Consider the following 21,280-nt stretch of genomic DNA (forward strand, 5'->3'; position numbering starts at 1 on the left):
TTTTAATTGTTGTACTTTAATTTACATTTTGAATTATTGGTAAATTTTTTGTCTTATCCGGCTTCCCCTGCCGCTTTTCCGTTACGTCTCTTGGATATGCCACCGTTATAGACGCCCGAAATAACTATCAACAAAACCATGAGCAGAGCGAGCGGCCAGCTCCAAGATACCGGCAAAATTACCAACACCACAGCCACCACGCTAGCTAACCTGCGAAGAAGGCCGATAGGCTTAATTAACCATCCGATTACCGTAAGCGAGCCCGCGAATATCAAAATAAGCGCTTTCAAAAGTGGAAGCAAAATTCCCGGCCACAGATCTCCCATCAATAGCAGCTGCTCGTGCTGGACGAATAAAAACGGGAGCGCAAAGGCAGGCAAAGCTATGCCGAATGCCCGCCAGCCTACTTTGAATGGATCGGTATTGGCAATACCGGCCGCCGTGTATGCCGCCAGGGCAACAGGTGGCGTAATCGGGGCCAGGGCAGCATAATAGAACATAAACATGTGGATCGACAACTCGTTAAAACCGAGGGAACCAAGATAAGGAATGAGCCGGGCTACAGCCACGAACATCACTATATAGGCTGGCAGCGGGGGCAAACCCATGCCCAAGACGATGCCGAACAGGGCAATCACCAGCAGCCCAAGCATCCAGTAAACTTGGGTTACGCTGGCTACCATGGTAGCTATTTTGGGGGCCAAGCCAGTCAAGGCCAGACTGGCCACCACGATACCGATAGCAGCTACCGCGATCATCACCCCTAAGCTGGAGTGGGCAGACTCTACCATAGCATCAACAAATTTCTTCCATCCAGCTTTTTTCATAACGCCGATTAATACTGCGGTGATAATAGCGTACCAGGCCGCCTTTTGCGGTGTAAAATCCAACGCCAGCAATACGATTAACGCCACCAAAGGGATTAAGCTGTACCATCCCTTCTTCATAACGTCCCGTACTAAAGGGAGTTCACTTTTCGGAAGCCCCGTTATCCCTTGTCGCCAGGCTTCCAGCGACACGGCGAGCCCGACGCTGCCATAGTAAATCAGGGCGGGAATTAAGGAGTAGACAGCAATCTTAATGTACGGAGTGCCGGTGACCTCGCTAATGAAAAAAGCCACCGAACCCAAGATAGGGGGCATTATCTGTCCTCCCGTGGAGGACACTGCCTCGACCGCTCCGGCAAAGAATGGGTTGTATCCCATCCTGATCATCATGGGAATCGTTATCGTTCCTACCGCGGCTACGTTAGCCACCGGACTGCCGCTGACCATGCCAAACAGCGATGAACCAACAACCGCGGCCAAAGCCGGCCCACCGGTAAACCGGCCGACCAGGGCTTTGGAAATATTCAGGATAAATTCTCCTATGCCCGTTAGCTTCAGCACCGCTGACAAAACCATGAAAATGAATATCACATTTACCATGACTGCCACGCCGGAACCCAGGATCCCCTCCTGGCTAGTCATGGTATACGTAAAAAATTGTTCTCCGGATATCCTCGGGTGCCCTATCACTCTGCTTGGAATTAAATGTCCCAAAAATGCATAGGCAGCAAACGCCAAAACCAAAATCATCAAGGCGGGTGGCGTCCAACGGCGGGCAACTTCCATTACCACTATAAAACTGATCAACGATGACACCAGGTCATAAATGTTACCCGCACCGATTCTTCCTACAATAGCGGTGCTATTCAGCATCAGATAACCGAACCCGGCCACGGATAAGGCTATAATCAAGATGTCATAAAATCTTGCCAAAGTAGGAAGACGGGTTGATTGGGTTGGCTTGTAAAGAACGCCTAGCACCAACGAAAGCAACAAGGCAAATCCCCTTTGAAAATACATAGGGGTAGAACCGACCGCCGGCACCACAATCATGGCAATGATGAATAGGGTTAGGACAATCCCTAGAGTCTTTATCAACACATTATCCTTCATCATGTTTTTCCTTTCCTTAAAACTACTGCACCCATCTTAATTCGCCTTTCCACCGATCATTATTGATATTTTAGAAGCGGCTTCCTTAAGGACGTGAACGTGTTCTTGGAAGAAGTCAGTGGTACACCGAAATGCAGGACCCGAAACGGTCAGCGAAGCAACTGCATAGCCTCTTGCTCCGATGATTGGGGCGGACATGCCCGCTGCCCCCAGCGCGCTTTCGCCCTCGGTAACATCAAAGCCATTTCGTCTGACAGTTCTTAAATTGTCGAGAAACTCGTCCATCGACATAACTTTGTCTGTTGGTGTCTTCAACGGCCATTGCACGCCATTAATGATTGTTTCTGCGTCCCTGTTTTCCAGGAATGCCAGAATTGCTTTTCCGCTTGACCCTATCAAAAGTGAGCGGTATGTTCCCACCTTCGGAATCTGCCTTATTTCATACAACCCTTCGACTACGTGCGATATTCTCCGATTGTCACCCCACCGCTCGTGCAGGGTAACTGTTTCCTTAGTCACATCCCTGACCTTAACCATATACGGTTCGGCTAAGGATCGCATACTGTAAGAACCCGCCGCTACAGCGCCCAGATCGGCAACCCATGCACCCAGCCTGTATTTCCCGGTCGATTGATCCTTAATGACCATCCCTGTAGCCGCCAGAGTGCTGAACAAACGCTGGCTGATGCTTGGGTGAATCTCCATCAACTTGGCTGCCTCGCGCACCCCAATGGCTGGTCCATGGGTCAAATAAAGCATCATCAGCTCGGCCACCCGCCTGGCAGTCTGCAACTGTCCCTCTTCATGCCCTTCCGCTTTCATAACTCCTCCGTTTATATGCTAAAGATTGAAACCACGCAGGCACCGGACCCTATATTCGGCGTGGCTCCTCCGGCGGTGTGGGTGAGTCCCACTCTAGCCCTTTCCACCTGCCTTTCTCCCGCCTGTTTGGTGAGTTGCCAAAACACTTCGCACGCCTGTGCTACACCCGTCGCTCCCAAAGGATGCCCCCGTGCAATCAGTCCGCCGCTGGCATTTACCGCCAACCTGCCGTTTCTTTTGCTCTGTCCTTCTTCAACAAAACGTCCGCCTTCTCCTACCGGACAGAATCCTAAATTTTCATAAGCCAGAATTTCGCCGATGGTAAAAGCGTCATGCACTTCGGCCAAATCAATGTCTTCCGGCCCAACCCCGGCCAACTCGTAGGCCAATTTTCCTACCCGGCGGGCCAATTCGTCATCTGCCGACAGGCCCTCATCTTTAATGCTGGTGTACCTGCCGGAACCAAGGACACTGGCTCTTATGCGCACTTGATTGTTCCCCCGCCTCTTGCTTGTTATCACTACCGCCGCCGCGCCATCGGCGTTACCCGTACATTGGTACAGTGTGAGCGGCTCGGCAATCATGCGCGCTGCCAGAACTTGTTCCAAGGTCAAAGGTATCTGGTTTTTGGCGTACGGGTTAAGGCTGCCGTTTTCCGTATTCTTTACCGCCACCAATGCCAGTTGCTTTTCGGTTGTCCCGTACAGTTTCATATGCCTTTTGGCCCGCATTGCATATTTGGCTGGCAATGTAAGTCCTAGGGCGGCCTCATAGTTATCCGCATTGGGAGGAATAAGGCCTCTGCTCATCTGCTCAACTCCCAGGGCAATCACCGTCTGATACTGACCGGAAGCCACTGCTGCCCAGGCCATATTGATGGCTGAGGATCCGCCTGCGCATGCATTTTCCAAGTTTATTACGGGGATCCCTCTGGTGCCCAAGAACCTTAGAATGCGTTGACCGACCACCCTTCCTCCAAAAGAGTGGGAACAAAATAACGCTTCCACCTCGTTCATGGTTATCCCTGCGGATTTTAAGGCCTTGCTGCAGGCCTCGGCACCTAACTCCGTCATCAAGCTGTCCTTCTGCCAGCCAAAATTCGTCATCCCCGCGCCGGAGATAAATACTTCTGCTGAATTTCCCAATTTAATTCTCACCTCTCGTTGAGCTTATTGCTGTTGGCTGGTACATATATGCCCATCCTGCTTCACCGCTCTCAGCTTCCCTGAGTTTTCCGAGTACCACCTCCACCTGGTCTCCTATTTGGATCTCGCGCATATCGACAAACTGCCCAAATACAAGCGGACCCTCCGGGAACAAGACGTAACCTACTCTAAACGGTGTGGAAAAGTTATTCGGCGCCTGGTGCACCACAGTCTCACTGTACAATGTCCCTTTACCGGACAACACCAAGGGTTTACATTGCTCCGACCCACATTTGATGCAGCGTTGATATGCCGGGAAGAAGACGGTACCGCAATCCTGACAATGGCCCGCCATCAGGTTTACCCTGACTCCTTCTTTCAGTTCCTCAACTTTAAGCCAATTTTCCGGTATAATAAATTCTTTATTGATGTCTTCAATCATAAGAACCCTCCTTTGCCAACTGCCGAATTGCTATAGCATGGTATATCCGCCGCTGACGCTGATAATTTGTCCGGTAATAAAACCGGCCAAATCTGACGCCAGGAAGAGCACTAAGTTTGCCACATCCGTGGGTTCTCCCAACCTTCCCAGTGGATAAGACTTCACCATTTTGTCCCATTTTTCAGTTAATCTTGGTGCCAGTCTTTCAGTCATAGTGGCCCCCGGAGCCACGGCATTCGCTCTGATCCCAAACCTTCCTTGCTCCCTGGCTATGCTTTTGGTAAAACTGATCACTCCTCCTTTGGCTGCTGCATAAGCCGCCATGCCGGCCTCACCTACCCGACCGGCCTCGGATGTGATGCTCACTATCACCCCTTTCTTCTGTTCCACCATACCCGACATGACCGCCTTCGTGCAGTTCATCACCCCAAACAGGTTTAAACGGATATCCCTGTCCCAGGTCGATGGCACCGATTCTGCAAACCATCCACGTGTGCCTCCACCTGCTACATTCACTAAAACTTGTACAACTCCAAGGTGATCTTTCACGGCCTCAACCATCGAACATACGGAATCGTAGCTGGTTACATCCCCCTTGATAGCCAGGGATGTTCCCCCATTGTCCCTGATTCGCTTGGCTACGTTTTCCGCCGCCTCTTCAGCGATATCCACAACAGCCACTTTACACCCGGCTTTACTGAGCGTTAGGGCGATCTCCGACCCGATCCCCTGGCCGCCTCCGGTTACCAGAGCAACCTTCCCCTCTAGACCAAAATCAATCTCCATGCAAATACCACCCTTCTGCTGTGTCAATTTGTTTATGGTTAACCTCGGGGTCTGTCAATCACACTCTCTGTGAATAAGGACTCGATCTCCTTGTCGCCATATCCTAAAATACCCCTCAAAATGTCTTCGGTCTGCTCCCCCAGCAAAGGAGCGGGATCTGTATTATCGGCCATACATGACATCATGAATGGGGTTCTTAGCACTTTAATTTTTCTGGTGCTTCCCCTGCTCAGGGGAATTTCCTTTAGAAGCTTGCGAGCACTGATATGCGGACACTTCAAAGCTTCAGCGATATTTCTGATCTCTGCAGCAGGAACTCCGTGCTCTTCCATGACTTGCAGCACTTCTTCCTTGGTCCTTACCAGGCACCATGACACAATCTCCGGCTCTATTGTTGCGTAATAATGCTTATATCGTTCTGCTTGCGTCTTGAAACGGGGATCTTCTATCCACTCCGGCCTGCCGATGACCTTGCACAACCTCTGCCACATCGAGGTTCCCAGAGCTCCGATGGTTATATAGCCATCTTTTACTCTGAAAACACCGTATGGCTGCGGTACTCTGCCACCGTTTCGGGTCTCAATTACACCTTCGCCCAAATATATCTGAATCGGTCTCTCCAAAATAGCCAGGACGGAATCGTACATTGAGCAATCGATGAAACTTCCTTGTCCTGTTTTATCCCGCTGTCTTAACGCCGCCACAATTGCTAAAGCCGAAAATACCCCCGGCAAGTAATCACCGAGCGGAATTCCTCCAGGCCGTTGCGGCGCTCCGTCCGCTTCGCCATTCATATCCATGAACCCGCTTAAGGCGAGCGGTACAAGATCAAAGGCCGTTTTTTTCATAAGGGGTGATTCCCCGAACACTGGACTGCCAAAACCGCTGATTGATGCGTAAATAAGATCGGACTTTTCATTTTTTAGATTGTCATAGTCCAATCCCCACTGCCGCATCTGCCCCGGCCTTAGATTTTCTACCAGGACATCGCAGTTCTTGACCAGTTCCTTTATAAGATCCTGCCCCTGATTACTTTTTAAGTCTACACAGATGCTTTTTTTGCCCCTGTTTAGTCCTGCAAACCTGCCGCTTACTTCCGTCCCCTGTTCGTCTTTGATGATAGGACGAAGTTCCCTAGCCAAGTCACCCTGTCCGGGCCTTTCCACCTTGATTACCTCTGCACCCATGTCAGCAAGCAGCATTGTGCAAAAAGGCCCGGCCACCACCGTGCTGAGATCTAGCACGCGAACCCCGGTAAGAGGTGCCATATTACTCCTCCCCTTGCTGGCGACGAGGTTTCTCAGGTCGCTGGCTAATTTTTTTGCCTAACAAACTTGCTGCCACTCTTGTCCTCTGCATTTCCAAAGTTCCTCCTCCGATGGCCCAGCCTCTTCCCCTGCGGTAAAGATACTCCAACGGCAACTCCTTGCTATAACCGTACGCTCCAAAAATCTGCAACGCCTCGTTGGTTACATATTGAACCATTTCGTTCGCTTCGATTTTGGCAAGCGATGATTCCATGGGCGCACTCACCCCCATGCCAGCATTGACAACGGCCCTGTACACCAGCCAGCGAGCTGCCTCCAGCCGCCGATACATGTCCGCCAACTTCCACTGAATACCTTGAAATTCATACAGATAGCGACCAAATTGCTTTCTCTCCTGTACGTACTGGAGCACCCGGTCAAACGCTGCTTGAGCGACGCCAACGCAGCGACTGGCATTGCCACATCGTTCAACATTCATGGCCCCCATGAGTTTCCGAAAATCATGAGTAATCACGTGGTTTTTCGGAACAAATACATCATCAAAGGTGAGTTCACAGTAATGGGCTCCGGACATATACTTCTGGGGTAAGCCAATGTTAAATCCGTCCATTCCCCTTTTCATCAGAACAGACCCGATTTTTCCATCTTCAAACCGGCAATAGACTTGAAAATATGTGGAGACATCAGCATGCCCTGAAAAAACCTTTCTGCCCCGAATAACAAATCCATCGCCTTTCTCCACCGCTGTGGTGCGTAAATCCGTGACCGCTGATCCTGCCTCCGGCTCGGTCATAGCCTGTGAAATAGTGTGCTCACCGCTAATTACGGCTTCAATCACTTCTCTTTTAAGTTTTTTGTCTTCCATAGATAAGTCTACAGACCTGATTGGTCCAAAGTTTGCAGCTTGCACAATATCTCCAGTGTGAGGACATATCCGTGTAATTTGTTCCATAGCCAGGATGCCTTCGATCATAGGCCGCCCGCCGCCGCCGTTTTCCTCAGATAAAACCATGCCTAACAAGCCGTGTTCTGCTAAGATGCGCGCATTTTCCCATGGATACTCCTTTTCCTCCCAAGTAAAAGCATTGGCCGCAAATTTACCAGTAGCCAATTCATAAGCAAACTGGGACATAGCCTCCTCTTCCGGGCTTAATCTAAAGTCCATATTTAACCACTCCTTTCTCTTTTTTACATGCTAAAACCAACAACTCAGTCACGTCCTAATCGAAACCCGGGCATCGACAACTTTGACCCCTTTTCCTTTTGGCAAAATCTTTAAAGGATTGACTTCCAGCATACTAATTGTGTTGGCATGTCTAAACGCGATCTGGGAGAAGTTGCTTATGAATTGAACCAACGCATCAAAGTCGCTTGCATCAGCACCGCGTACACCTTTGAGCAAACTACGCAGCACTTTCAATTCACCAATCATGTCCGCTGCGTCTTCGGCAAACACAGGGGCGAGACGCCAGGACAGATCTTTTAACACTTCCACGTAGATACCACCACTGCCTATCGTGACGACCGGACCGAAACTCTCGTCCACCAGGAAACCAACCAGCGCCTCGATGCCCTCCACATATTCCTCTACCAGCATACCATCCGCGGTCACACCTCCAGGCTTTGCTACACGCAGGTTATTGGCAATTTCCTGGTAGGCCTTAGTCAACTCAGCTTCATCCTTGATTCCGACTCTGACCACACCGGCCTCGGTCTTGTGTACGATAGCCCGGCTAAGCGCCTTCAGCACTACCGGATAACCAATCTGGCCCGCTATTTTGATAGCTTCCTGTAAGTCCCCGGCCACTCCACTTTTGGCTACCGGCAAGCCCTGGGCAGCTAAAAATGTTTTAACCTCCCTCTCGTTCGGCGTACTGGAGAGCCCACTTATATCAGCCTGAGAATTCTCCCGTTGCCAAGCGTAATATTTTAACAAACCCGAACGCAGACTTTCCGTGCTCACACTGCGTTCAACGAACTTCTTCATCGTTAGGGCAGCGGCCTCTAAACTTCCCCGAAACAGGGGAACCCTGGCATCTTCAAGCAAGTGGTAGCCTCTCTTATACTGACTGCTAGCCAACATGACAGCTGCTACCGGCTTTCCGGTAACGGTTTTAATCCTGCTGCACGCTTCGACCACAGTTGCCGGAACTTTCCCTCCTACAGCCAAGCCAATTCCGTACAGAACAGCAGCAACGTTCTTATCATCCGCCACAGTATGTAGCGCGCGCCTAAGATCATCCGGGGTTGCCAACACCTGGCCAGTGAGGTCAAGGGGATTATTCAAATGCGCGAATTTTAGAAGCTGCCCTAAATCTGCAGCTGTGTCCGATGTAAATTCCGCGAGCGGAGTCCCGCTCTGCTCTGCCGCCTCCGCCAAGAGCGTTGTTACTCCCCCTGAAGCAGAAAGCATTGCTAACTTCCCAACCGACGGCAACTGGGGCCAAGCGGAAGCAAACATCTGCACCGTCGTTATCAGATCGCTGGCATCCTCCACCCGCACAATACCGTAGCGCTTGCAGAAGGCATTAAATACGTCATCACTGGCCATGATCGCCCCAGTATGGCCGTAAGCCGCGCGCTTGCCTGCCTCTGTTTTGCCAACTTTCAAGGCAACAACGATTTTCCCCTGCTCTAAAGCCCTATGAGCCGCATGGATAAATCTCGGTACATCCCGTATTCCCTCGATATATAATGCGATAATTCCAACATCCTGCTGCTCAGCAGCCAGCAAAAATAGATCCGAAATTGTCAGATCAGCCTCGTTGCCGGGGTGAAAAAGGTAATTAACCCCAACTTTCCGATGTAACATCTCAATTAAAATAGCATCACCTAAACCCCCGCTGGCCGAGATAACGGCCACAGAACCGGGCTTGAATTCAATATCGTCCACTGCAAGAGCAGAGCTGTAACCGGAGGTTACTTTATCCTTAATATTTAATATCCCGAGGGCATTCGGACCGACTACCCGGACTCCTTTCTGCATGACGCGCTCACGGATAACTTGCTCCAGGGATATCTGACCCCCGTTAGATACCGGCGCCGCGTAAACAGTGATCACCTTGGCTTGCTTGGCTGCAGCTTGGTCAATAATATCCGGAACCAATTCCGCCCGCACCAGCGACACTACAGCGTCGATCGGACCAGGCACGTCAAGTAAGGACGGGTAGCACGTCAAGCCATCAACCGTTTCTTTGGTAGGATGTACGGGATAAATAATTCCGTCGTACCTGATTTTTTGCAGCCACTTGATATTCCGCAGACCGTCTTTTGCCCCTACGACAGCAATCGATTTCGGCCTGAGCATTGCTTCCACAGCTTCTTGTGTCAAGTCAATAAGTCCCATCAGCCAGTCACATCTCCTTCCCTACCATCAGCCTTATCTACTTGCCAAGATCATGCAGCCTCTCTTGTCGCTCCCTGGTATTGCTAAGAATTGTACAAAGAGATGCCTCGTAATCTAAGGCATACTCCTGCGGCATGCCCATGCCGGAATTAATAGCCCACTTTGCTACGACTGCTACCGTTCCCGGCACGGACGTGATTTCGCTGGCTAGTTGTTTTGCCTTTGCTAAAGCCTGACCGCTTTCCACGACATGGTTGAGTATTCCGAATTCCTTGGCCTCCAGGGTATCGAACGTTCTACCCGTAATAATCAGCTCCTTGGCGCGGGCCGGCCCAACCTCGCGAACGAGTCTCTGAGTGCCGCCGCCGCCGGGGAGAGTAGCCCGCCGTGCTTCCGGAAAGCCGAATTTGGCACTTTCCGAAGCCACTCGCAGATCACACGCCAAAAACAACTCAAACCCCCCGCCAAACGTATAGCCTTCCGAAGCAGCGATCGTAACTTTAGGACACCATTCCACCTGCTGATAGATGGAATACCTGCGCTGTGTCACCCGGTACAATAAATCCGAATTAAGTATGTCCATGTACCCAGGTGATTCCTTAACATCAACCCCTGCACAGAAAACCTTATCCCCTCCGGTTAAGATAATGCACCGGACATCTTTGTCTTGACCGAGCTTTTGAAAAGCATCGGCAAGTTCCTGTCGCATCTGCATAGAAATTGCGTTCATTTTGCCTGAACGGTTTAGCATGACAATGGCGGTAGCCTGCTCAATTTGCACTGTAATTGCCGAGTAATCCATATAACCCTCCTTATTGTTTCTGTATGTGGTACGCGTTTCTATATGTGTGGTTTAATTATAATTAGTCGGTTCTTTTCTGTCAATTCATAATCTTAAATATTTTTTTTGACTCCAACACGAGAATTCGCGGTTCAGATCCCCGCTTAAAACAGCTAGATTTTCCAGAAACAGTGCCCATTAAAGACAAAAACGAGAGGAAGTATTGTTCCTCTCGTTAGGACGTGTCCATTGCTTTACCCCAGGTATTATGACGGCGCTGACTCCTCCTGCCGCATGCGGTCTCCCTCGTACCTGCTCCTTACTGGAGAGCAGCAGAAGGTCTCATTAGGTAACCCTATTTCAACCTTGCAAGTGTCGACGATGTAGACAAGCCTCCTACACCCTAAACCGGTACCCTGCTCCCCACACGGTCTCGATATACTGCGGATTGGACGGGTCACTCTCGATTTTCTCACGCACCCTGGCAATGTGCACAGTCACCGTGGCCGAGTCGCCCAGGGCTTCGAGCCCCCAGACCCGCTCAAACAGCTCGTCGCGCCCGAAGACCCGGTTCGGGTTTTGCGCCAGGTAAGTGAGCAAATCGAATTCCTTTTGGGCCAGGTTCACTTCCTGGCCGTTGACAAAGACCCGGCGCGAGTCTTTCTCGATTTTGAGGCCGCGGATGGTCAAGGTATTGCTCCGGTTTAGCCCGTCCCGGAACCGGTGCTTTAAGCGTTCATAGTTCTCCAGATGGGCTTTGACCCGGGCCACCAGTTCCCCGGGACTGAAAGGCTTGGTGATGTAATCATCCGCGCCCAGGCTCAAGCCCTTAATCTTGTCGATTTCTTCTTTTTTGGCAGAGACCAAGAGCACCGGGATGTCTTTCTCATCCTTCATGCTGCGCAGGATTTCCAAGCCGTCCATCCCCGGAAGCATGATATCCAGGATCAAAAGATCATACTCCTTCTCTTTGAGCATGTTTAAGCCGTCCAATCCGTTGGGGCAGATGTCCGCCTCAAAGTCAGCCAGTTCGAGGTAGTCCTTCTGCAGCTCCGCGATACTGACATCATCCTCAATAATCAGGATTCTTTTCATAATAACCTCCTGCAACCTACATCTTACTCAGCGAAATCATAATGCTCGTACCCTCGCCTCCGTGGCTCACGGCCCAGATGCGGCCGTGATGCCCTTCAATGATTTGCTTGGCGATGGCCAGCCCCAGCCCGCTCCCTTTGATCTCAGTGCGGGCCGCATCCGAACGGTAGAAGCGTTCGAAAATATGCGGCAGATCCTCTTCTTTGATGCCGGAACCATTATCCCGCACTTCAATGATAATACTGGTGTTGGTTTCGCGCACCAGCGCTTTAATTTCCCCCTGCTCCTTATTCATGTATTTGCGGGCATTATCCAGGATATTTATGATAACCCGCTTCATCCGGTCCCGGTCGAGCAAAACCATTCGTTTAGATGCAAGCTCACTCTCAAAGCTTGACCTGATCCCATGCCGCTCCAGTTCCGGCTCACTCTCCAGCAGACACTCATGTACAAAGCCGGCAATGTCTGTGCGTTCAAAATTAAAGGGAATCTGGTTCAAATCGAGTTTGGAATAGAGCAGCAAATCGTTAATCATGGTATCCACTTGCTCTGCTTTAGCATAAATAGTGCGCAGGTAGCGCTCCATTTTCTCCGGGGAATTGGCCACCCCGTCAAAAATCCCTTCCACGTACCCCTTAATTGAAGTGACCGGTGTTTTCAAATCGTGGGAAATGCTCGAAACCAGCATTTTGCGGTTATCCTCATATTTCAGCTGCGTCCGAATCGAGTCCTTGAGCTTAATCCGCATGAGTTCAAGATCGCGGCAGAGCGCCCGTATCTCCTGATCCCCCTCTTCCACGATCTCTCGTTCCAGATTCCCCAGGCTGATCTCGGCTGCGGCCTGCTGCAGATTATAAAGAGGCTTTAAGATTACCCGCGACAGCTGGTAAGAAATCAGGAAATTAGTCAAGGCAAAGGAGAGGACCAGGACCACCCCGGTTAAGATTAATAAACCGGTGAGACTGCTCAGCGAGCGGTCTACGGGCGCCAGGAGCAAGACGCTGCCGTGGCTGCCGTCTTTAAAATCAAGGGAAACCGCGTCCACGCTGTAGGCCAGATTGCCCACAAGAACCGGGTCCTTCCCCCATTTTTTATTCCCTTCCAGCGTAAACTTTGCCAGTTCGATTTTGCTGAAATTGCGCGAGGAAAAGAGGACTTCATCATCCTTCATAATAATCAGCTCGCCGTTGATCGCGGCCAGCCTCTCCTGCAAATTTTTCTGAAAGCTCTCTTCTTCCACCGCTTCCGGTTTCTGTCTGAGGATGCTGTTTCCGCTTTCTATCAGTTCCAGCTTAATCTCGGACAGCCTCTGGTAATTCTCGACCGAGATATCTCTGCCCATCACATGGCTGAAAATAAAAATATAAGCCAAGGCAACAAGAACAGTAATCAGCACAGGAATGATTACTGTCGCCGCATTGGCTAAGCTTAAGCGCCGTTTGAGGTTCATATCCTCACCCTAAAACTCTTTCTTGTCAAAAAGATAAAATCCGGCTGTAAATAACATTATACCATATCCCGCCATAATCAGCAGTTGGCGCAGGATCTTCCACCCGGGGAAAGAATGAGCCAGCCACAGGTTATACCAATCGAGATGAGTTGTAATAAACAGGCTGGCATATGAAGAAAAGAAGACACCCAAGACTTTGAATACCAAAAAGAATAGAATTGAAAGAAAAAAGACGCTGATCCCGCTCTTAAAAATGTTTGCCAGGAGCACGATCCCCAAAGCCAATACCAGCATCGGCAGGAAACTTACCAGGTACGCCAGGACGGTGCGGGCAAACCCTCCGAAACTGGCTGAGTTGGCATTAAAGAGAAAACCGGCCAGTTCCGAAAAAACCAGGAGCAAAAGGAGGTTGGCCAGGATAAACAGGGAAATAGCCGTAACTTTGGCCGAGAAAACCTTGAACCGGCTCACCGGCCGGGTAAGGGTAATGCGCATCATATTGTGGGAAAACTCGCCCGAGAAACTGTCGATGGCGACCAAAGCGGTAAACAGAGGGAGAATGGTATTGACCACGACCGAGAGCACCAGGATCGGGAACTCGGCGCTCCCCACCCCGCGCACCCCAAAGCCGGTGCGCACCCCGACAATAATCAGTTGTCCGAGCACGATCATGCTCAGGGACAGGATGATGGCGACAAAGGCTTTTTTCTTTTTATAAAGCTTCTCGACTTCGTTAAGAAGCGCGGCTTGGAACACGGCCATTTCGTTCTACCTCACTCACAAAATAATTCTCCAGGGTCGCGTAATTCTTAAGAATGCTGTCCATGCTCTCGACATTGAGCATTCTCCCGTTGTAAACCACCCCGATGCGGTTGCAGGTCAGCTCGACGTCGTGAATCAGGTGGCTGGAAATAAAAAAGGTCGTTTGCTCGGTTTCCGCCAGGTGCTTTATCAGCTTGCGCATGTCAATCATGCCCTCGACATCGAGCCCGTTCAAGGGCTCATCGAGAATCACAATCTGGGGCCGGGAAAGAATCGCGGCGGCGATTCCCAGGCGCTGCTTCATCCCCAGGGAAAACTTCCTCGGCTTTTCATTCTTGTAACGCAGAATTCCCGTAAGTTCCAAGACCTCATCCATCCGCTTGTGATCCACCCCAGGGTAGTAGCGGGCCGCCTGTTTCAAGTTGTCAAAAGCACTGAGATAAGGGTAAGACTCGGCTGTTTCAATAATACAGCCGACTTTTGCCATCGCCTTCTCATAATCCTCAATCACACTGTAGCCGGAAATCCTGACATCCCCGCGGTCAGGCCGGATCAATCCGGTCATGACTTTCATGGCTGTGGTCTTCCCGGCCCCGTTCGGGCCCAGAAAACCAAAGATGTCCCCTTGGTAGATGTCCAGGTTGATTTCATGAATCCCCCGTCCATTGGGGTATAGTTTACTCAAGTTTTGGATCTCGATCACTTTGTCCATTCACGTTCCTCCAACAATAATATCCACACCAGCATCGGAAGCTACTAGATGTCCAAGATCTGCCAAGCATTTCCACTACTAAGTTCCTTCGACCCTTGCAGGTAGACGCGCGCGGGTACACGCGGAAGCTGCCGGGAGTCTAACCCGGCAGCTCATCCGTTATACTTCTCTTCTTTTACTCAAAAGCCGGACTGTAGTTGGAATCATAACCGCGTCTGCTCAAAAGATAGTTGACATTAAAGTATATCTTCCCGGCGTATTCATCAAAGAACATATCTCCGTTGTAAGTTTTACTCGAATCCGTATTAATCGTAAGCCGGGCATTTCTTGAACTCTTCTGCTCAAAAGTTCCTTCAAAATTAAATTCTTTGTCTTTAGAGGCCATTTGCTCAAATCCCTGGGCGTATTCCTCGTGATAGCGTCCGCTCACGCTTTGGCTGTCAATACTTGTGATGTCAACGATTCTTTCGCCCGCTTTGACGAGTTTGCCGTCTTTTTCAATGACAATGTCATTTTTGAATTTACCCACAAATTTCTGCGGGTTGGAGAATTCCGGGCCATACTCAGCAGACTTGGCAACCTCTTTGACCACATTTTTACCGGTGAGGTCGGGTTTTGTGACCACGGTTGAGTTGATATCGGTCATTTTGCCCAGAATTTCGATGCTGATTTCGTGAGCCTTCCCTTGGGCATCCGTTCCGGAAAGCACTGCTGTGCCCAGAACGTTCTCAAGAACCCCGTCCTTGTTAACTGAGGCCGTGCCTTTGACCTCTTTGACATAAATGTCCTTGCTTAAATTTAGTCCTCTTTGTTCATAAGGCCGGTTAAACTCCTGCTTGAGCGCAAAGGAAGACACCGCGTTCACCAAGGGCGGAATCTGGACCTCACTTAAGGAACCGGAAAGTTCTCTGCTGCCATCGGGATTTTCGTTGACCATGACATAGTCTTTGAGACTGCCCACTAAGGCATCGGCAATCTTTTCTACATCTTCAGCCTCTTCCTGCTTAAAGGGATTATCAAAAGAATTAAACTTTCTTTCATCGGTGAACTCGGTCACATGGTAAGTATTATCTCCGTTGCTGAAACCAATCATCGTGTTCTTGTCAAAATAATTGTAACCACTATAGCTGCGCCCGGAAATGTCTTCATTGGAAAACGTGTTTTCGCTGGCACCGTTCTTACGGTCGTACTTCTCTAACTGGTTCTGTGACATGACGATTTCCCCGTTATCTTTGACCACGAACGAAATATCCAGGGTAAAACTGTCGAACTCCCCTGAAGCTTTTTCAGCCGTCAGCTTCAGAGAATCCTTCAACTGTTCATACCCACTCTTGTTGGCGATATCGGCCAAGGCCGTGGTCGCAAACAGCAGCGTGCCCAAGGTAAAGCTCATCAGCATCGCTGTTTTCTTTTTTAACTTCATTGATTCAATTCAACTCCTTTATTTATTGGAAGCCTCCTAATCCTATTCTAAAGGACGGGTCTTGAATTTCCCTAACGAGATTATTAAATAAGTATAAAGAAAACACGGCTTTTTCAAATAAACCTATTTCGCACCGTTTGCCCGGAAGCTTTGTTCCCAGTTGTCAACATATAACCCGGTGGCCCATTCCGCCATCACCACAGTTTCCCCTTCGTGTAAGTCCAGCTTGGCCAGGGGTTCGCTTCCTAGCCGGCCTTCATTCATGGCATACACATAAAGCCGGGTTCTGGTCGCCACAACCGCCAGGCTCCGGTTCGGGGAGGTAAAGGCATCCACCGCATCCGGCACCCGTTCTTTAATCGTTTGCCAGCTCAGGGATAAGGTGTCAAATGATACGAGCTTGGATGGGGGAACGAGATTAATGTTATAGTCCAAATATCCCGGCTTGCCGCCGCTTTGATAACTTAGGCGGCCCTGAAGCAGCCAGTGCCCGTTTTTCCGTACCAGTCCCCAGTTTTGTCCCTGGTCGCTGCTGCCCGTCTCTAAGTCCGGACGTTGTTCCAGGGCTCTTAAAACTTGAGCGCTGGCGTTGCTGAAAGCCGCAGTCCCTCTTTCCCCGGCCAGGTCGGACAAGGTAATTCCCTGGCGTGTTTCCAGGTTATCTATAGGATTGACTTGGAAGCTGTTATCAAACCAGGAGTGGCCGCTTTCTCCCAATACCCCCCTGCTGTCAAACACACCAGAGCCGCTGTTTTCAAAGGACACAAAGTCATTCCCGACGAAATTCAAGCTGCGCGCCAACACCCCTTCCCTGCCTTCCCAGAAAAGAGAACCCAGAACCGGTTTTAATTCTTCCGGCATCGCTTCCGGGTCCTTAGTCGAAACATCATAGGCTAAAAGCAAATCTTCCGCCTTCGTACCTTCTTCGACCCGGCGCACTTTAAGCTTCCAAAAACCGCTTAGACGCGGAAAAAAGATATCCTTGTCTTCCAATATGGGATGTAGATGTCGATTAGTGGCAGCCAGCCAGAGGGTACGGTAAGTGTAGGCGCTTGCCTTCTGCCCGGCCTCAGGCGAGGGAGTTTTAAGCCCCAGGAGAACGCCTGCGGCACCGGCTGATTTTACGGCCTTGCCGGGTTCTGCTGCCTCGTCTTCTGCCGCCGCGTCTTGAGCGGCCACCGCTGAGGCTAGGGAAGCATCAACCATACTCGATGTTTTTGTCAGTAACAAAACTTTATTTTGCACAAAGGCAAGTACACGCGCATCATCAAGTCTTAGGAATTCTCCTAGGAAGTTATCTGCGTTTGACAGGGTCACCACGTACACTTCCTTGTCCCGAACAGCCAGATCCCCTGGCAATGTTAAGTATTTTGAGAGTAAATACTCCTGGGTGTTCACTTTTTTGACCTTAAAGACAGGGTGAGGCCAGGAGTACTCTCCGATGATTGCCGCCTCCTGCGAAAACTGGGCCGTCTTGCCGATCCAGGTCTGAGCCGCAGGGGTAAGGGTATTCAGCCTTGAGTTCTGGCCCGTGTTCTGCCCTGTGTTAAGTCCGGTCCCGAATTCCTGGTCGATGGCCCATGTACCGGCTAAGGGGCCGTTACCGCTTTGCGGGGGTACGATCCTGCCTGCCGTTTCCCACGGAGGGCCGGCACAGCCGCTTAGTATAAACAAAAGCAGCAGCGAGCAGAGGGCAGCCATGGTCTTTAACCCTTTAACCATGGACTTCCACCTCTTTCGGGAGCAGCACATAGACCTTGGTCCCGCGCCCAAGCTCACTGCTTATCTCCAAACTCCCGTTCATTAATTCCACGATTTCCTGACAAATAGAAAGCCCGATGCCGTTTTGCGAGCGTGAGCTTTTTCCTTTATAGAACTTTTCCTTAACATAGGGCAGCTCCTCTGCCGGGATGCCGCAGCCGGTATCGGCCACACAGAATTGGATCCCTTCACTGGCGCTCACCACGCTGAAACTTACCTGCCCGCCTGCCGGAGTGAAGTTAAAAGCATTGTCCAAAATGTTGATAAAAAGTTGTTTCAACCGGTTCGCATCCGCCGTTAGAAAGGGAATGTCCTCCGGACAATGCACCCCGAAGCCGATGTTTTCCCGCACAGCCCTGGGAGTAAGCTGTATCTTGATCTCATCCAGGAGCCGCGCCGGATTCACGACCTCCGGCTGGAGCGTGACTTGGCCGGAGATGAATTTCGAGAAATCCAATAGCTCCTCCACCATATACGTGAGTCTTTCACTTTCCTTGGCGATAATCCCCAACCCGTCGTTTAACATCTCCTTATTTTGAAAACGGTCATTTTGCAGGGTGATGGCCCAACCCATGATCGAGGTCAGGGGCGTGCGCAGTTCGTGGGAAACGGAGGAAATAAATTCATTTTTCATACGGTCGCGATTGGTGATTTCCTCAGCCATATAATTCAGGGTGTCGGACAGTTTCCCGATTTCATCCTCGCGCTCTTTGCGGCTGCGGACTGTGTAATTCCCGGCAGCCATTTTCTGGGCCGCCGCCGTGACCTCCTGCAAGGGTACGATAATGGTGTTAGCCAAGAAAACGCTAATAAGACCGGCCACAATGATCACTGCAATGCCGATCGCGATAAACACATAGGCCATTTTGTGCACATCCTGGTCAACTTCGCGCAAAGAGGTGATAAAGCGCAAGGCGCCTACAATTTCGTTATTGGCCTTGAGCGGATAGGAGACTGCCATGACCTTTTCTGATTGAAGGCTGCCGACCCATTTTCCGGTTTTTCCTTTGAGAGCATCCTGGATATCTGTGCTGGGGTCAGCCGGCGGCGGGATCATGCCGATCGAGTCCATGATGATGTTACCGGATTTGTCCACAATCTCGACTTGAGCATTGCTTTGCTTCCAGAAAGCATCCACATTGTTCAGAACATTCTCTTGGAGGGTCGCGTCCGCAAAATACTTGGAGTAAAAATCAGCGGAGATTTTAATCTGGTTGGTCAGGCTTCCTTCCAGGCTGCCGTAATAGTTCTGCTTAACGGTATAGATAAGCAAGGCCTCGAGAATAGTCACTGTAATGACAATGATCAACATAAAGATGACGGTCAATCTCAAGCGAATGCCGCCAACTTTTAAATGAGTTTCAAAACTTCGAAAGAAGAACATGCAAGAAATTCCTACTCTCTACTGACTACTGAATTCTGAATTCTGACTCCTGAATACCCTGATAAACTTACTCCCGTATTTATGATTCCTGCCAGCGATAGCCGTAACCCCAGATCGTCTTAATGTACTTAGGTTCTGACGGGGTATCCTCGACCTTCTCGCGCAGGCGCCGGATATGGACATCCAAGGTCTTGGTATCTCCGAAATAATCTTCGCCCCACACGGAATCGAGGATCTCATCCCGTTTCAAAGCCTTATCCGGGTTTTCCATGAACAGTCTGAGCATGGCAAACTCAGTCGGAGTCAGTTCAATTTCCTGCTCCCCTTTGAAAAGCTTATTGGCCGAGAGATTTAAGCGCAAGACCCCGGCAGAGAGAATTAGCTTTTTCTCCTCCGTGCCGGCGCTGCGGCGCAAAAGTGCTTTAATACGGGCAATCAGCTCCAGCGGGTTAAAGGGTTTCACCATATAATCGTCCGCTCCCAGCTCCAAGCCCAAAATCTTATCCGTATCCTGAGCCTTTGCGGTCAGCATGATAATAAAGGTTCCCGGCATCCGCTCCCGAACTACCCGGCAGACCTCCAGGCCGCTGATTCCGGGCAGCATGATATCCAAGACCACAACCTGGGGCACAAACGCTTTTAGCAAAGCCAGTGCGTCCTCCCCGCTTGCCGCCTCGGCCACACTGAACCCGGCCGCGTTCAGGTTCAGGGTGATAAAACGCCGGATAGATTCTTCATCCTCGACCACCAAGACTCTAGCTTTGTCTTCATTCATCAAACCACCCACTCCATCGTTTTGCAAAACATGTTTCCCATTTCTAAGCGGTTTTGGCCGAGTCATCGATAGTGGTTTTCATGGAATCACTGCTTTTATCCGTTTCATTGCTTTTACTCACTTCATTACTTTCAGTAATTCCATCCCTTGAACCTTTTTTCCTGCCTTTAACCTTCTTTCTTCCTAAGTAAGCCGGAAAAGTCTCGATGGCAACGATGACAGCAAGGACTCCCAACACTTTAACTACCAGTAAAATAAATTCCATAGCCCGCCTCCGATCCTTATCCATGCCCTATTCCGCTATTCTCCCAGAGTTAGCCGTTATTTTGAAACCGGGATTAAATCTTCGTACATAAACCGTCGCATTTGCTCCTTCGCTGCATCCAAATCAAATGTCAAATACCATATCCCTTTAATCATTTCCCCTTTGCTTTGGCCGTCAAGCGGAAATCGCTGCCACTCCGGCGTGTCCAAACCCGCAGAGATCATATCTTTGCTAAGACGCGTCAATTCCAAAGGAGACATGCTGGTTTCCACATAGGGCAAACATTGATCCAGCAAAGCCGGATATTTTGCAGGTCCCAGCTCCTTTACCCGTTTGGCCAAGGCATTTAGCACCTTATTTTGCCGATCAACCCGGGTGAAGTCCCCGTTGCCCACGTTCCGAATCCGGGCGTAGGTAACCGCCTGCATCCCATTCAGCTTTTGAACCCCCGCTTTTTTAAGAAACACAGCCCGCTCTTTTCTCATTTGAGCCACTTCGTTTAAGTATTTGTTGATTTCCGGTATCTCTGCTGTCTTGACCTCAAGCTCAACTCCGCCAACGGCATCAATGATGCGGGAGAGGCCGACAAAATCGACCGTGATGAAATCCCGGATATTTAAGTCAAAGTTTTGGTTAAGGGTCTTCAGCGCGAGCTGCGGCCCGCCATAGGTATATGCTTCTGTTATTTTGGTTTTCCCCCGGCCTTCAATTTCTATATAACTGTCGCGCATAATTGATGAAAGCTTAATCTTGTTATGCTTTTGATCGACCGTCAGAATCATAATCGTATCTGAATGCGGTACATCGTTGGCCAGCCTGCCCGTATCCACTCCGAATAAGGCGATGTTGCGAATCTCTGAGCTGGCAACCGGCTCAGGCGCGGGAAAGCCATTAGTTGAAGAATTATCGGGATTTCCGCCCTCAGCGGGAGGTTGGGGCTTGATGCCTAAAGCCTCGTCTGTGCGGGAAATCTGCGTCACCTTAATCTTGCTTAATTCGGCATACGCCAAAGCCCCTGTACCTATTAATATTAAGATTAGAATGAGCCCAATCGAGGCCAGTACCCTTCCGGAATAACTCTTTCTAAGACTTTTGCTAATACTCATAGAGCTTGTCCTCCGCC

Annotated in this window: 19 protein-coding genes; all 19 read right to left on the reverse strand. The window is 50.2% G+C overall.

Annotated features, from left to right (window positions below; genetic code table 11):
* Nucleotides 1–53: 53 nt before the first annotated feature.
* The 19 genes from J0X21_RS12340 to J0X21_RS12430 all read right to left on the reverse strand — a co-directional run bounded on the left by J0X21_RS12340 (nucleotide 54) and on the right by J0X21_RS12430 (nucleotide 21,263).
* Nucleotides 54–1,943, reverse strand: coding sequence for a TRAP transporter permease (locus tag J0X21_RS12340; RefSeq protein ID WP_206812512.1), 1,890 nt, complete (start codon nucleotides 1,941–1,943; stop codon nucleotides 54–56).
* A gap of 33 nt (nucleotides 1,944–1,976) precedes the next feature.
* Entirely contained in the window at nucleotides 1,977–2,762 is a 786-nt protein-coding gene (locus tag J0X21_RS12345) for an IclR family transcriptional regulator (RefSeq protein WP_206812513.1), read from the reverse strand.
* An 11-nt stretch (nucleotides 2,763–2,773) separates the two neighbouring features.
* Entirely contained in the window at nucleotides 2,774–3,907 is a 1,134-nt protein-coding gene (locus J0X21_RS12350; RefSeq protein ID WP_206812514.1) for a thiolase family protein, read from the reverse strand.
* A 1-nt stretch (nucleotide 3,908) separates the two neighbouring features.
* A complete protein-coding gene (locus tag J0X21_RS12355) occupies nucleotides 3,909–4,349 on the reverse strand; it encodes a Zn-ribbon domain-containing OB-fold protein (RefSeq protein WP_206812515.1) in 441 nt (146 codons plus the stop codon).
* 30 nt (nucleotides 4,350–4,379) lie between these two features.
* A complete protein-coding gene (locus J0X21_RS12360) occupies nucleotides 4,380–5,135 on the reverse strand; it encodes an SDR family NAD(P)-dependent oxidoreductase (RefSeq protein WP_206812516.1) in 756 nt (251 codons plus the stop codon).
* A 38-nt stretch (nucleotides 5,136–5,173) separates the two neighbouring features.
* Nucleotides 5,174–6,403 (reverse strand): CaiB/BaiF CoA transferase family protein, encoded by a 1,230-nt coding sequence (locus J0X21_RS12365; RefSeq protein ID WP_206812517.1) that lies wholly within the window; start codon nucleotides 6,401–6,403, stop codon nucleotides 5,174–5,176.
* 1 nt (nucleotide 6,404) lies between these two features.
* Nucleotides 6,405–7,568 carry an acyl-CoA dehydrogenase family protein gene (locus J0X21_RS12370; protein ID WP_206812518.1) on the reverse strand — a complete coding sequence of 388 codons (1,164 nt, stop codon included), beginning with the start codon at nucleotides 7,566–7,568 and terminating at the stop codon, nucleotides 6,405–6,407.
* Between the two features lie 48 nt (nucleotides 7,569–7,616).
* The gene (locus J0X21_RS12375) at nucleotides 7,617–9,749 is read right to left on the reverse strand and encodes an acetate--CoA ligase family protein (protein WP_206812519.1); all 2,133 of its coding nucleotides are present in this window, start codon (nucleotides 9,747–9,749) and stop codon (nucleotides 7,617–7,619) included.
* A 37-nt stretch (nucleotides 9,750–9,786) separates the two neighbouring features.
* Nucleotides 9,787–10,551 carry an enoyl-CoA hydratase/isomerase family protein gene (locus J0X21_RS12380; RefSeq protein WP_206812520.1) on the reverse strand — a complete coding sequence of 255 codons (765 nt, stop codon included), beginning with the start codon at nucleotides 10,549–10,551 and terminating at the stop codon, nucleotides 9,787–9,789.
* A 375-nt stretch (nucleotides 10,552–10,926) separates the two neighbouring features.
* The gene (locus J0X21_RS12385; protein WP_206812521.1) at nucleotides 10,927–11,625 is read right to left on the reverse strand and encodes a response regulator transcription factor; all 699 of its coding nucleotides are present in this window, start codon (nucleotides 11,623–11,625) and stop codon (nucleotides 10,927–10,929) included.
* 16 nt (nucleotides 11,626–11,641) lie between these two features.
* Complete coding sequence (locus J0X21_RS12390; protein WP_206812522.1) at nucleotides 11,642–13,075, reverse strand: sensor histidine kinase; 1,434 nt, start codon at nucleotides 13,073–13,075, stop codon at nucleotides 11,642–11,644.
* 9 nt (nucleotides 13,076–13,084) lie between these two features.
* Nucleotides 13,085–13,837: an ABC transporter permease gene (locus tag J0X21_RS12395; protein ID WP_206812523.1), complete on the reverse strand. Its 753-nt coding sequence runs from the start codon at nucleotides 13,835–13,837 to the stop codon at nucleotides 13,085–13,087.
* Complete coding sequence (locus J0X21_RS12400) at nucleotides 13,809–14,549, reverse strand: ABC transporter ATP-binding protein (protein WP_206812524.1); 741 nt, start codon at nucleotides 14,547–14,549, stop codon at nucleotides 13,809–13,811. Before J0X21_RS12400 ends, J0X21_RS12395 begins: the two co-directional genes overlap by 29 nt.
* Before the next feature lie 175 nt (nucleotides 14,550–14,724).
* Entirely contained in the window at nucleotides 14,725–15,972 is a 1,248-nt protein-coding gene (locus J0X21_RS12405) for a hypothetical protein (RefSeq protein WP_206812525.1), read from the reverse strand.
* Nucleotides 15,973–16,095: 123 nt separating this feature from the next.
* Nucleotides 16,096–17,694: a hypothetical protein gene (locus J0X21_RS12410; RefSeq protein ID WP_206812526.1), complete on the reverse strand. Its 1,599-nt coding sequence runs from the start codon at nucleotides 17,692–17,694 to the stop codon at nucleotides 16,096–16,098.
* Nucleotides 17,687–19,117 carry a sensor histidine kinase gene (locus J0X21_RS12415; RefSeq protein ID WP_206812527.1) on the reverse strand — a complete coding sequence of 477 codons (1,431 nt, stop codon included), beginning with the start codon at nucleotides 19,115–19,117 and terminating at the stop codon, nucleotides 17,687–17,689. The genes J0X21_RS12410 and J0X21_RS12415 overlap by 8 nt, the downstream gene beginning before the upstream one ends.
* Nucleotides 19,118–19,196: 79 nt before the next feature.
* Nucleotides 19,197–19,892, reverse strand: coding sequence for a response regulator transcription factor (locus tag J0X21_RS12420; RefSeq protein ID WP_206812528.1), 696 nt, complete (start codon nucleotides 19,890–19,892; stop codon nucleotides 19,197–19,199).
* 43 nt (nucleotides 19,893–19,935) lie between these two features.
* Nucleotides 19,936–20,157, reverse strand: a complete 222-nt coding sequence (locus J0X21_RS12425; protein WP_206812529.1) for a hypothetical protein — start codon at nucleotides 20,155–20,157, stop codon at nucleotides 19,936–19,938.
* A 56-nt stretch (nucleotides 20,158–20,213) separates the two neighbouring features.
* On the reverse strand, nucleotides 20,214–21,263 hold the full coding sequence (locus tag J0X21_RS12430) for an LCP family protein (protein ID WP_206812530.1): 1,050 nt from the start codon (nucleotides 21,261–21,263) through the stop codon (nucleotides 20,214–20,216).
* Nucleotides 21,264–21,280: the final 17 nt, after the last annotated feature.

It is taken from the genome of Paradesulfitobacterium ferrireducens (genome assembly GCF_017310645.1).
Classification (GTDB): domain Bacteria; phylum Bacillota; class Desulfitobacteriia; order Desulfitobacteriales; family Desulfitobacteriaceae; genus Paradesulfitobacterium; species Paradesulfitobacterium ferrireducens.

What these genes read in the sequence shown, in the direction of transcription:
- J0X21_RS12420 (WP_206812528.1), bottom strand. Translation starts at nt 19,892, where the DNA reads ATGAATGAAGACAAAGCTAGAGTCTTGGTGGTCGAGGATGAAGAATCT.
- J0X21_RS12425 (WP_206812529.1), bottom strand. Translation starts at nt 20,157, where the DNA reads ATGGAATTTATTTTACTGGTAGTTAAAGTGTTGGGAGTCCTTGCTGTC.
- J0X21_RS12355 (WP_206812515.1), bottom strand. Translation starts at nt 4,349, where the DNA reads ATGATTGAAGACATCAATAAAGAATTTATTATACCGGAAAATTGGCTT.
- J0X21_RS12370 (WP_206812518.1), bottom strand. Translation starts at nt 7,568, where the DNA reads ATGGACTTTAGATTAAGCCCGGAAGAGGAGGCTATGTCCCAGTTTGCT.
- J0X21_RS12415 (WP_206812527.1), bottom strand. Translation starts at nt 19,117, where the DNA reads ATGTTCTTCTTTCGAAGTTTTGAAACTCATTTAAAAGTTGGCGGCATT.
- J0X21_RS12375 (WP_206812519.1), bottom strand. Translation starts at nt 9,749, where the DNA reads ATGGGACTTATTGACTTGACACAAGAAGCTGTGGAAGCAATGCTCAGG.
- J0X21_RS12340 (WP_206812512.1), bottom strand. Translation starts at nt 1,943, where the DNA reads ATGATGAAGGATAATGTGTTGATAAAGACTCTAGGGATTGTCCTAACC.
- J0X21_RS12405 (WP_206812525.1), bottom strand. Translation starts at nt 15,972, where the DNA reads ATGAAGTTAAAAAAGAAAACAGCGATGCTGATGAGCTTTACCTTGGGC.
- J0X21_RS12365 (WP_206812517.1), bottom strand. Translation starts at nt 6,403, where the DNA reads ATGGCACCTCTTACCGGGGTTCGCGTGCTAGATCTCAGCACGGTGGTG.
- J0X21_RS12385 (WP_206812521.1), bottom strand. Translation starts at nt 11,625, where the DNA reads ATGAAAAGAATCCTGATTATTGAGGATGATGTCAGTATCGCGGAGCTG.
- J0X21_RS12390 (WP_206812522.1), bottom strand. Translation starts at nt 13,075, where the DNA reads ATGAACCTCAAACGGCGCTTAAGCTTAGCCAATGCGGCGACAGTAATC.
- J0X21_RS12380 (WP_206812520.1), bottom strand. Translation starts at nt 10,551, where the DNA reads ATGGATTACTCGGCAATTACAGTGCAAATTGAGCAGGCTACCGCCATT.
- J0X21_RS12430 (WP_206812530.1), bottom strand. Translation starts at nt 21,263, where the DNA reads ATGAGTATTAGCAAAAGTCTTAGAAAGAGTTATTCCGGAAGGGTACTG.
- J0X21_RS12395 (WP_206812523.1), bottom strand. Translation starts at nt 13,837, where the DNA reads ATGGCCGTGTTCCAAGCCGCGCTTCTTAACGAAGTCGAGAAGCTTTAT.
- J0X21_RS12360 (WP_206812516.1), bottom strand. Translation starts at nt 5,135, where the DNA reads ATGGAGATTGATTTTGGTCTAGAGGGGAAGGTTGCTCTGGTAACCGGA.
- J0X21_RS12410 (WP_206812526.1), bottom strand. Translation starts at nt 17,694, where the DNA reads ATGGTTAAAGGGTTAAAGACCATGGCTGCCCTCTGCTCGCTGCTGCTT.
- J0X21_RS12345 (WP_206812513.1), bottom strand. Translation starts at nt 2,762, where the DNA reads ATGAAAGCGGAAGGGCATGAAGAGGGACAGTTGCAGACTGCCAGGCGG.
- J0X21_RS12400 (WP_206812524.1), bottom strand. Translation starts at nt 14,549, where the DNA reads ATGGACAAAGTGATCGAGATCCAAAACTTGAGTAAACTATACCCCAAT.